Origin of the sequence: uncultured Mucilaginibacter sp. (genome assembly GCF_937859865.1) — a bacterium.
Classification (GTDB): Bacteria; Bacteroidota; Bacteroidia; order Sphingobacteriales; family Sphingobacteriaceae; genus Mucilaginibacter_A.
The window spans coordinates 17,605-28,909 of record NZ_CALMAT010000072.1; the positions used below are offsets into that span (position 1 = coordinate 17,605).

The following is an 11,305-nucleotide window of genomic DNA, read 5'->3' on the forward strand; positions in this document are numbered from 1 at the left end:
ATTTATAGGCATAAAAGAAGCATGGAAATTTTCACGATAGAATTTTAAAACAGGCTCTTAAAAAAAGAATTTATTTAACAGATGTGAAACAATAGGTTAAGCTGCATTTTATATATAAAAACACTTTTATGGCATTTCAAAAAATCGTAGAATTATTAGGCAGTAATGCTGATAACTTATTAAACCATCAATGCAATACTTTTGCAAAAGAATTGCTGCACACGCCTTCACCGGATTTTGTGGACAAGATTTTTTTGCAGACAAACCGGAACCCGCAAGTATTGCGAAACCTGGCAGCGATATTTAATCATGGCCGGCTTGGCGGAACCGGATATGTGTCTATTTTACCTGTTGATCAGGGGATAGAACACACAGCCGGTGCTTCATTCGCTAAAAACCCGATGTACTTTGACCCGGAGAATATTGTAAGACTGGCTATGGAGGGCGGCTCGAACGCAGTGGCAACCACTTTTGGCAACCTGGCCATGGTTTCCCGTAAATACGCCCATAAAATACCTTTTATCGTAAAGCTTAACCACAACGAACTGCTTACTTATCCTACCAAATACGACCAAATTATGTTTGGAACTGTTCAGGATGCCTGGAACCTGGGTGCCGCAGCGGTTGGTGCTACTATTTATTTTGGTTCAAAAGAATCAGACAGGCAAATTGTTGAAGTTGCCCGGGCATTTGAGCAGGCACATAGTTTGGGCATGGCTACGGTATTATGGTGCTACACCCGTAACAATGATTTTAAAAAAGATGGCATAAATTATGAAACTGCTGCTGATATAACAGGACAGGCCAACCATATTGGCGTATCTATACAGGCAGACATTATCAAACAAAAACTGCCGGACGTAAATGGTGGTTTCACAGCCATCAATTTTTCAAAGAGCGACCCGATGATGTACAGCAAGTTAAGTACCGATCATCCGATAGACCTTTGCCGTTACCAGGTAGCAAACTGTTATATGGGAAGGGCTGGGTTAATAAATTCAGGAGGAGAATCAAAAGGTGCAACAGATTTGGCCGATTCTGTAAAAAACGCCGTTATCAATAAGCGTGCAGGCGGAATGGGGTTGATTTTAGGAAGACGTTCGTTTCAACGGCCATTTGCTGAAGGCGTTGAGTTTTTAAATACGATACAGGATGTTTACCTGGCTAAAGAAATTGACATAGCCTGATTAATCAGAACCGGTTTAGATTTTTTATCAAGAAATTAATAATGCTTCTTTTACCCTATAAAAATTGGTGTTTGCATCGGCTCAAATAATCAACAACCAAATACTACTACCATTTTTAGGGCGATAAAAGAAGCATGGAAAATATATTAAACATGCCCTAATGATTTCCCCCCACGTTATTTTACAAATGAGACAAAAAACAGTGGCTGGAAACTGGAAAATGAACCTGGATTATCAAGAAGGCTTAGCGTTGTTTTCAGAAGTAATCAATAGGGTCAAAGCTGAGGTTACAGGTATTCAGCAAGTTATTATATGTTGCCCTTTTATTCATTTACATGCTTTAGTGCAATTGGCGCAAGGTTTTGAAAAGACTGCTGTTGGAGCACAAAATATCCATCAAAGTGAATCTGGCGCTCATACTGGTGAAGTATCTGCAAAAATGGTTCGTTCTGTTGGCGCAGCTTATGTAATAGTAGGCCATTCAGAACGTCGGCAGGAATTTGGTGAAGGCAACGTACTTTTAGCCGAAAAGATTGACATCGCGCTAAAAAACAACCTGAAACCTATATTTTGTATGGGCGAAACCATTAAGGAACGCGAAGCAGGAAAACATTTTGATGTCATTAGTCAGCAATTGACTGAAAGCGTGTTTCATTTGAACGAGGCACAAATTGATAAACTGATTTTAGCTTATGAGCCTGTCTGGTCGATAGGTACGGGCATAACGGCAAGTACAGAACAAGCTCAGGAAATGCACTTTTTTATCCGTAACCAAATAGCAGCTGAATATGGGCAAGCTGCAGCAGATAGGATTTCTATCTTATATGGTGGCAGCGTTAACCCTGAAAACGCTGCTGACATTTTTGCAAAACCTGATATTGATGGCGGGCTAATAGGAGGTGCTTCCTTAAAATCAAGGGATTTTGTAGCTATTGTAAACGTGTTTAACAGGAGCTAATTGTTGGCGTAGGCAGGTGTAGGTATTCAGAAAAAGGAACACATTAAACAAGGCAGGCGATAGATATGAATAGTTTAATCGAACTAAAAAAAGCCTTCAAAATCATAGACTTTAAAGGCTTTTGTCTTTTCAGTGATCCCGCTGGGATTCGAACCTTGTCCGAAAATCAACGTTTATCTAATATCAAGGGGTGTTTTTAAATTTAACTCACCGAATTACGCACCACTTTTAAATACGTTTTAGCTGCATTTGCATTATTATAAAACTACATAATATTTTTGTAAATCCAAAGATTTTAGCTCTTAAAATAATATAATCGCAATCAATTAAAAAGATGGCCTTACTTGAATATCGTAGGGGAATCGAACACGATTAAAACTCACTTGACTTACAATACTTTATATGGCTGTCGATATACTACGCACCGAATTACCAACCATTTTTTGATGCAAATAAATTACAAATCTTACGATATGAAAGTACAAAACATTGTATGATCGTACAATTTTAATAATTGGCTTTTAGTAAAAAATTAGTGGCTAACCATTGCGGCAAGCCATAGCACACACCACTCCATTTAACCAGTTAAGCAACAAAAAGCGCGAGCCGGGTAAAATGTCAAGGCCGGGCAAGCCAATGAAGACACAACATAATTGCCCGTTCATATAGCCTTTACTTTTTACCCGGCGGTAGGCTAAATTTGCGACTCTGGCGATATGGAAGATATGCATTTATTTATTCAACGCTGCTTGTAATTGCTGGTATAAAGCGTTCCCATCACTTGGTCGTTTGGCGTTATTAACCATTACCTTTCCCGATCTATCAAAAATAAAATAGTGCGGATAAGCCTGTTTGCTATCAGGAATCCCAAGTTCATTCCATAATGGGGCTATTTGAACGGCGGTACGGCGAATATGTTCGCCGGTAAGGTTATTGATGAAGATAAAATCGCGCCATACCTCATCATCTTTATCCTCATCCCTTGCTAAATATAAAAACACAATATCCTTTCCTTTTAATCGGTCTTTCAATGCGGGTTCGAAAACCATATCTTCTATACAATGCGGACACCATGTACCCCACATATCTATAAAAACAACCTTGCCTTTATATGGCGCTAAAAGAACTTTTAATGAAGATGTATTTTTGTAGTCTGGTCTGATCTTGATATTTATATTGCTCGCGTATTGATCTCTTGATACCTTTAATGGTACAAACATTTTTTCTGATGCCATTATATATTGCCTATTAGTGCAATTGGTTTTGATGAAATGCAATAATTTAGCAGCCGACTGTAATTGCCCTGACATACAAAAACTAAACAGCAAGTTAGTTAAATGCTTCTCCCATGCATACGGGGGTAAAATAGTTTTCATGCGTGTAGAAAAAAGATATACCTCATTAGTTCTGTCAGGATCATTTTCGAGATCCTTATAACTTACTCCTGTATTGATTATAAATATACTATCGGCATGTTCTTTATTCTTTTCTGTACGATAATCGTAAACCGTTTTCCATAATTTAAACCTGAAATAGCTATCTAAATACAAGTTAGCACTTGTGCTTATATTCAGCTCATCTTTTGTTGGTATTTTAAAATCTAACAAAACCGTATCTATGAAATGAGTATTAAAACTAATTCGATTTTTACGGTTGTTCAATAAATCGCCTAAGTTCTGGGATACTGCATTAGCATAACAATATTTTACTTCCGTGGCAATTGCTTTTTCTAATGTTAGCGGCAACATTGCCTGATGAACTAATCGCTGGGTACTGTCAAGACTGTACTTTATTACCGGAAGCTTTATATTGATGACAGAATCTACAGACCAATTTGCATAAGAGTTTTTTGATTTTAGCTCCTTTATAAATGAAAGATTATGCTCATCTTCCAATTTTAGCTTTTTTATCAAGTCATTTTCTGTTTTAGCTTTTCCCGAAAAGGTGAACATTTGCTGCGGCTTATTGACATTGATATTAACATGCAATGGCCTGCCCGGGCTTAATAGCAAACATTGTCTACCTTCTTTATAAGTCAATATTATAAATTTCTCAGCATGGTAAGGAAAAGAAATATGGAAGCTGCCGGTTCTGTCAGGTCTTAAATAAATTGAATTTTTTTTCCAATACTCCCCACCATATGGCACATTTACCTCAATGGAGTCATGCTTTGTTGCTCCATTAACAGTCCCGGTAAGTGTTAATTGTTGGCCTGCGCCTACTTTTGTACAAATGAGCAATAATAAAATAAGTTGTATTTTTTTCATGTCAGTATAATTTAATTATAGTTGTAAAGCCGAATATGATTAGGCATAGCAATTCATACCAGAGCACAATTGCTCCTTTTAATTTAAATTTTGATTAGTCGTTTTGTCTTATGTTAGGTAAAGCGGTAATCACCAGACTTTGAGAAAAGCCTAAGAATAGAATTTAATTGGGTAAGAATTAAGAATACATAATTCAAACGACACACAAGTAATACGGTATCTGAGGGAATACCAACAATACTTGTCTTTGGTAAGGATAAAAAGTACGTTGTTGCAAATCCAAAACCTGTACCCATGATAAAAAAGAGTAGTGCGAGCTTCTTGTATTTTGACGTAGAGCCTTTTAAGATATTTTCCTTATGAATCCGGGCTATTGTTCTTTCTTCAAAGTCGTTGAAAGGCATTGCCAGCATGCTCTTTTTCATCATTTCAGAAAACGACTGATCTTTTGGAAACTGATTTGGCATAAGAAAAATATTTAATGGTTTAACTTTATTAATTTATTTAAGGCATATAACATGCTTTTACGAGCCCGATGTAAAATAACTTTCGTGTTAGATTCGCTCCATCCGGTAATTTCACACACATCTTTTATACTTTCTTCTTCCAGGTAAAAAAGCCTTAGTACCACGCTTTCGCGATCAGGAAGCATTTTTAGTGCTTCATTAATATTGTGTATTTGTTCATCTTTATCAAGAGCTAATAAGATGCTTTCATCTACGATTTCTTCATTGTATTCCGGTTGAAATTCTATAAACTCCCTTTTAATTTTCTTTCTCCGCTGAAAAGCTTCGTTTAAAACAATACGATAAAACCAGGTACGAAAATTTGATTTAGAGTTGAACGACTTAATTCCATTGAAAGCTTTTATAAATGATTCCTGAACAACTTCCTCTGCTATAAATTCGTCCTTAAGGATGGAAACTGATAGAGAAAAAGCCATGTCTTTATATTTTTTTAGAAAATACCTAAAGGATTCTGTATCGCCCTGACAAACTTTTTCCACGTAAACATCATCCATGGATAATTACTTTTTAGTTGAAGATAAACGATTAGCAATAACTAAGGCGGCTCCTCCACATATCCCCAATATACTCATCGGGGTTGCATTGGATCTGCCTAAAGAATGAAATTCAACAAGTATTCCTATAATAGCCAATCCTATACTCAGACCTATTATTACAATTCCCAATTTAAACAAAGCTGACTTTACTGCGCTTTCTTTATTTAATTCTTCAATAGGATTCATACCTTTTTCAATCATCATAAGTCTTTCCTGGTGTCTTGCCTTATGTGTGAAATACCAGGCCAGAAAAATACAAATGCAAAAAGTTATCCCTATTAGTCCCAAAATTGCTGTGCTTTCCATAATTTTTAATCGTTGCTTGTAGTCATTGGATTATTTTTTTTATAAAAAGGTTACAATTATTTTAAGTAACATAAAATACTAAATTCATTGGTTGTGTTTCTGAATGCATGATGTATTAAATCGGGCCATAGAAATTGATAAATCCGAATAGCTTATTTTCAATTTTTACAGCTATAACGTTTACATTCTGATAAAATATGACTGAGTTTTATAGTCATCATACATTTGAGAACAGTACCAATTCATTTTAGCAACATCTACAATCAGTCCACACACCCTCCCATTTTCAACACTTAGGCACCAAAAGCGAAAGGCGGATGAAATGTCAAGGCCGAAGCACCGCTAAAAAACAAATTAAAATGCTTCGCTTGTACAGCCTTTACGTTTCATCCGCCGGTCGGTAACTTTGCCGGTTGCGGTGAAATGGGAAATAATATTCGAAGCAGGGGGAAAGGCAAATGTGTTATGAGGAACGAATTTCACTCCTGCCAGCGGAGGATAGGCTGGCGGCGAAATGAATTTAGTGTGATAAAAGGTGATGTAATGGAACCGCCTGCCTCAGCTGCATACCGAATCAGACTATTCACTTTCGTTATTGAGTTTATCCAGCAATTCCTTTATTTCATTTTCGCTTTGTAAGATGCGGGCTTTTAATTCTGATATTAACGGGTTATAATTATCGTGGCCATTAACGACCACAAGTGGCGCGAAATCATGGAGATCTTCGTCACTTGTTTTTATGCCCGAATGCTTGGCACTACATTCATTGCACCTGTTGTCGATATGGTAACTATTATCATGAATATGATAATAGTTAATGGTATTTATAATTACTTTCATGTCTCACCGCTTTGTTTATCGTTCCAAATTTTTTAAAGTTGAATTGCGTAAAGAACCCAATTAACAGGTTTTTCACCCAACGCACGTTATACTTACCAATTAGGAACTTTGTATATTTGGTCTTATGGGAAGCATCGACTAAACCCTCAAATACACATATAGGCCGGAAAATAAGCCGTATCAGGGAAATACGTGGGATCAAACAGGAACATCTTGCATCAGAATTAGGTGTTAGTCAGCAATCTGTGTCACGCATGGAACAAAGCGAAGTTTTGGACGATGACATTTTAGATAAGATCGCAAAAGTTCTTGGTGTAAATAGCGAAGCCATTAAAAACTATAGTGATGAGGCAACTATTAGTTTTATCGCAAATACCTATAATGACCATGCCGCCTCTTATGGTCATTACTATAATTTTAGCCCGATAGAAAAAATTGTGACACTGTACGATAAAAAAATCGCACTACTTGAACGTTTATTACTGGCTGAAAAAGAAAAGAACGAACTTATAAAAGGCAAACAGTAATTATTCAATTCTACAAATAGGGTTAAGACCAATGTCATTAAGTTAAGATTATATTGCTCTTTTATAGTTAGTTAATGCCTGATATTTGCTTCTTGCTTTGACCGTTATTCGTTTGTGAGCATATTTTCGGTTGGGTCTAATCGGTTCAATATGCTGTATAAATAATGCTTCCAAACTTTCTAGGATTTTTTCAGGGTTGTAGATCATAAATATTTCTACAATCCTGTTTTTCATCATTCCAAACGCGATATTTCGATTGATTTTATAGTTGCCCTTCCTATCCCGGTTGATTCGGATCAACTGGCTTTGGCAGGGTTTGGCTATAATCTCCTGTAGGTTAGAAAGAAAAAAGGTGATAAAGAAGTCCTGCATAATGGTGATAACCTTTTGTCCGCTGAAAGCTTCCAATTGTAACTGGTTTTTAATCGTATCGTATTTAGTTTCTATTCCCCATCGCGCAAAATATAACTCCTTAAATACATCATGAGGGTAATCTGTGTTGTTGAATAAGTTTGTAGCTAAAACCTCTACAGTGCCATCATCAAGTATAACTTTAATCAATCGCACATCAATGGTTGACCCTACAGGGACGATAAATCCTTGCTTGTAAGTTCTTCCGAGGAATATTTGTTGGCTCTGAAGAAACTTATCGTGTCCTTATGCGCACCGTTTACGAACGATTTTACTTCTTTGCTGAAGCCTAAAGGGCAACGCATCAGAAATGCCTGAGGCTCCTCTTTGTTCTGATGAAGAAAGAAATTGGTGAAGCCAGGATAACCACGGTCATATATCAATAACATATCGGACGAATAAAATGACATCCAATGTTGCGCCAATTTTTGTTCAGCCATTTTAATTGGGAACATATCCGCCCGAATCGTGATGCCGTTAAGAAGATCAAAAGCGGACAGAACCTGTCCCATTGTCATTTCTTTGATATGGTTTCCCTGTGTCCCAAAGTGAGATGTTATCTTCTTTATTGATCAAACACGCTATAGAGCCATCTATTGCAATAAGCCTGAAGCCGTTCCAGCGCTTAACCTGTTCGGCATAATGCCTATAAAAACTTTCTACTAATATCTCGTTTAAACAAGCAAAAAATAGGTCTTTGATCTTCATTCGCTGTTGGCAAAAAGCAGATTTTGTCACTTTGCTTTCTTCGTTGTTTATCAAACGATAAAAATCGGCAATTTCAATGCTGTAGCTTTTTCGGAAAAAATTAATCAGTATTAATACCAATCGTTCAAACCCAAGTTTACGATTGCGTGAAAAGTCATTTTCAGAAACGGTAAACATCTTTTTTTAATCCGTATTCGTAGCTGAGAGCTTAATAAAGCTCTTTATGTCTGAAATGATCTTTATGTTGGTATCCATGCCACAGTTTTAATTTTTCAAACTTGAGAAAACGGAATTATTCCGGCTCTTTAGCTAAGCGAGTTTATTAATGCTGTTAGCTTATAAAGCTTAGTAGGGAATCCTGCATTAATAACTCTATTTCACTTTTGAAACTATCCCTGCTATTTTTGTGATGTTTTCATCGCTATAACCGTCAAAACGTTCAATGATCACACCATTAGGATCGATCAAAAAGGAAGTTGGCATGGCTTGTACATTATAAAGCGTTTTTACTTTGCCAGCCATCCCAGCCATATCTGATACATTATACCAAATGATTTTGTCAAGTTTAGCGGCGGCTTTCCATTCTTTTTGATTAATATCCAGCGAAAAGTTTACAATGGCTACATGCTTACTTAGATTATTATATTGTTTGGCTATTTCCCGGTTTTCCATTCGGCAGGGACCACAGCTAAAGCTGCCAAATGCAAGGTAAATGTATTTGCCCTTCAAATCGGAAAGTCTGAATGGCTGGCCTTCAATAGTGCGAACCTCGAAATCTATGAAAGGTTGGCCTTTGCCTGCTAGTTTCTTAGTTAAATAAGTTTGAAGGGCGCGCGCATCATTAGTACCTTTAAGTGCAGGAGGCAAGCTGCTATACAACATAGCCAGCGAATCTTTCGGGATGCGTTGCCGATTACGATAAACAATACCCAGCCCTAGGTAGGAGTTGATATGCTTTTGGCCAAAGGCCACGTAGATATTCATATATGTGTCCTGCGCTTTGTTAAACTCCTTTACCAGCCGTGCTTTTTGTACTGTGTCACGGTATAACTTATTGTTAAGGCTATCGTAGGCATAGGTGTAAATACGCTCATAACCACGTTGCAAATTGTCTAACTCGTTTTGCAGTGACTGCTCCTTACCGCCTTGCGCACTGAAGTTCAATTTCATTTCTTTAAGTGGTGACGTAAAGGTCATGAACGTATTTTCTACCTGAATTGTCGCATATTCATTTTTGCATCGTATCCAACAAGCAGTTGGTCTTTCTACTTGGCCTTGCAGTACAAAAGCACCATTAACAGTATTGGCAGAGTCAATTACTCTTTGCCCCTCTATATCAAATAGCATTACTTTGGTTCCGTCTTCCGTTCCGCTAATTACGCCTTTGAGCAAAAAGCGTTTCGGTTTTACTTGAGCGTATGTTATTGCTGCAAACAACGTTAGAATGCAGGGCAAAGCGAGCCTTAAAAATTTAAAGCAATTTTTCATGTTATGTGGTTTGAAAGTGGTTACTGGCTGGGTATCTCGAGTCGTGCAGTTACAAAAACGACTCCCGGTCGGGCTTGTTCTCCCCATCTTCTAACTGCACTGCTGTCATTGGCGGTATACATCCCAATAATTGGTTGATTAGCGAGAACCATTTGAAGCTTACCGGACGGTGCAAGGGCTGCTCTTATCTCATCATCAGAGAATACCTTATCACCTATCACGTAAATTCCTTTAAACTTTCTATTTAAAGTATCAGGAACCAAACTAAATTTTACCGTATCGGTACGGGCATCTATTGAAACGGAAAAGTATTTTTGAATAGGCTGCTTGTCGGAAGGTAAAACCTGTGAATGAATTTCACGCTTTACTTTGTTAGGGCTTTTCGCAGATTGTGGTTGCGTGGTTTCCTGTGGATTGCTGCTTAGGGTACTTAACTTTTGAGCAAAAATGGTTTTCTCTGTAAATGCCAATGCCTCTTCCCTGAAGCCTGTCAAAACGGAAAGCAGTAAGATCATAGGCATGAGCATTATGTATTTATAGCTTTTGCTCATTTGCGGCCGTTCTGTATTTATCATTATAATACGTTCTTTCATTTTTGAAGTAAGGAATGTGTTCATCGATGGGTAGTCAGTCAGCATTCCTGAATAGTGCAACAGATTATACTGGTAATACAGTGCATTAATGCCCGATTTTAATGTGGCTTCGTCGGCTAAAAATTCAAGGTTTAATTTGAGTTGTCTGCGGTGAAGGTAAATTAAAGGATTTATCCAAAGCAGTATGCAGGCTAAATCGGCTATTAATACATCAATACTATGCAGCTGGCGAGAATGGGCTTTTTCATGTGTGATGATCTGCTGATACTCTTCGGTATTGAACGTAATTTTAGATACCACAATAAAGTTGAAAAAAGAGAACGGGGCGGTTTTATTTACCGGTTCGCAATAAATTATCCCGTTGACTTTATGTCGGTGGCTCGTCCTGATGATGGTCCACACTTTATATAAGTTAGCAAAAAAGATGATTAGCAAAATGGCTGATGTTATAGCATAAACCATTATCAGCAACTTCGGATAATTGTTCCCTTTAACAGGCTTATAAGCATCTATCAAAATACGCTGTCCCTCCTTGTCCACAGTGAATTTAGGAAATACATTACCAGTTTCAACAGGAGGGTGTAGCGGACTGATACCGAAGCCATTTAAATGGAACGTAGGGAGTACCGGCAATGCGAACGCAATGGCAATTATCCCAATTAAGACAAATCGGTTAATAACCAGGAACTTTTCCTTGCGAAAAAATGTGTAGTAAAGCAAAAATAGTATCGTGAATACTATTTGTACTTTTAGAAGCTGTTTAAAAACGATAATTTGAAAATGTTATGTACTAATTTTACTGGTGTTTGGACGTGATAACAAGTAATTACTTGCACTGAAACCCACTGCCATCAGCATAATTTAAGTACCAAAACCATTTATATAATTTTTATAAATCCGTTTTTAAACAGCTTCTTAGCTGGACTTTAGCCAAATCAGGCGGCACGGGCTAATGTT

General features: G+C 37.3%; 13 protein-coding genes. 3 read left to right on the forward strand and 10 right to left on the reverse strand.

Annotation, left to right across the window (positions count from 1 at the left end; translation table 11 throughout):
* Positions 1-128: 128 nt before the first annotated feature.
* The gene (locus tag Q0192_RS07375) at positions 129-1,187 is read left to right on the forward strand and encodes a class I fructose-bisphosphate aldolase (RefSeq protein WP_299288347.1); all 1,059 of its coding nucleotides are present in this window, start codon (positions 129-131) and stop codon (positions 1,185-1,187) included.
* 187 nt (positions 1,188-1,374) lie between these two features.
* Complete coding sequence (tpiA, locus tag Q0192_RS07380) at positions 1,375-2,145, forward strand: triose-phosphate isomerase (RefSeq protein WP_299288377.1); 771 nt, start codon at positions 1,375-1,377, stop codon at positions 2,143-2,145.
* Between the two features lie 731 nt (positions 2,146-2,876).
* Here the strand turns inward: tpiA and Q0192_RS07385 are convergent.
* The 5 genes from Q0192_RS07385 to Q0192_RS07405 form a co-directional block, all read right to left on the reverse strand.
* Complete coding sequence (locus Q0192_RS07385) at positions 2,877-4,412, reverse strand: TlpA disulfide reductase family protein (RefSeq protein WP_299288351.1); 1,536 nt, start codon at positions 4,410-4,412, stop codon at positions 2,877-2,879.
* Between the two features lie 113 nt (positions 4,413-4,525).
* Complete coding sequence (locus Q0192_RS07390) at positions 4,526-4,879, reverse strand: hypothetical protein (RefSeq protein ID WP_299288354.1); 354 nt, start codon at positions 4,877-4,879, stop codon at positions 4,526-4,528.
* Between the two features lie 11 nt (positions 4,880-4,890).
* Positions 4,891-5,433, reverse strand: a complete 543-nt coding sequence (locus Q0192_RS07395; protein ID WP_299288356.1) for an RNA polymerase sigma factor — start codon at positions 5,431-5,433, stop codon at positions 4,891-4,893.
* Between the two features lie 6 nt (positions 5,434-5,439).
* Positions 5,440-5,781, reverse strand: a complete 342-nt coding sequence (locus Q0192_RS07400; RefSeq protein WP_299288359.1) for a DUF6249 domain-containing protein — start codon at positions 5,779-5,781, stop codon at positions 5,440-5,442.
* Positions 5,782-6,360: 579 nt separating this feature from the next.
* Positions 6,361-6,621 (reverse strand): hypothetical protein, encoded by a 261-nt coding sequence (locus Q0192_RS07405; RefSeq protein ID WP_299288361.1) that lies wholly within the window; start codon positions 6,619-6,621, stop codon positions 6,361-6,363.
* A gap of 116 nt (positions 6,622-6,737) precedes the next feature.
* Here Q0192_RS07405 and Q0192_RS07410 point away from each other — a divergent pair, with 116 nt between their 5' ends.
* Entirely contained in the window at positions 6,738-7,148 is a 411-nt protein-coding gene (locus tag Q0192_RS07410) for a helix-turn-helix transcriptional regulator (protein WP_299288364.1), read from the forward strand.
* A gap of 48 nt (positions 7,149-7,196) precedes the next feature.
* Here Q0192_RS07410 and Q0192_RS07415 read toward each other — a convergent pair whose 3' ends face one another.
* From Q0192_RS07415 to Q0192_RS07435, 5 genes are all read right to left on the reverse strand, one after another.
* On the reverse strand, positions 7,197-7,709 hold the full coding sequence (locus tag Q0192_RS07415; RefSeq protein WP_299288367.1) for a transposase: 513 nt from the start codon (positions 7,707-7,709) through the stop codon (positions 7,197-7,199).
* A gap of 20 nt (positions 7,710-7,729) precedes the next feature.
* The gene (locus Q0192_RS07420; protein ID WP_299288369.1) at positions 7,730-8,071 is read right to left on the reverse strand and encodes a hypothetical protein; all 342 of its coding nucleotides are present in this window, start codon (positions 8,069-8,071) and stop codon (positions 7,730-7,732) included.
* On the reverse strand, positions 8,046-8,444 hold the full coding sequence (locus Q0192_RS07425) for a hypothetical protein (protein ID WP_299288372.1): 399 nt from the start codon (positions 8,442-8,444) through the stop codon (positions 8,046-8,048). The genes Q0192_RS07420 and Q0192_RS07425 overlap by 26 nt, the downstream gene beginning before the upstream one ends.
* A 195-nt stretch (positions 8,445-8,639) precedes the next feature.
* Positions 8,640-9,755, reverse strand: a complete 1,116-nt coding sequence (locus tag Q0192_RS07430) for a TlpA disulfide reductase family protein (RefSeq protein ID WP_299288374.1) — start codon at positions 9,753-9,755, stop codon at positions 8,640-8,642.
* Between the two features lie 20 nt (positions 9,756-9,775).
* Positions 9,776-11,068: a M56 family metallopeptidase gene (locus Q0192_RS07435; protein ID WP_299288375.1), complete on the reverse strand. Its 1,293-nt coding sequence runs from the start codon at positions 11,066-11,068 to the stop codon at positions 9,776-9,778.
* Positions 11,069-11,305: the final 237 nt, after the last annotated feature.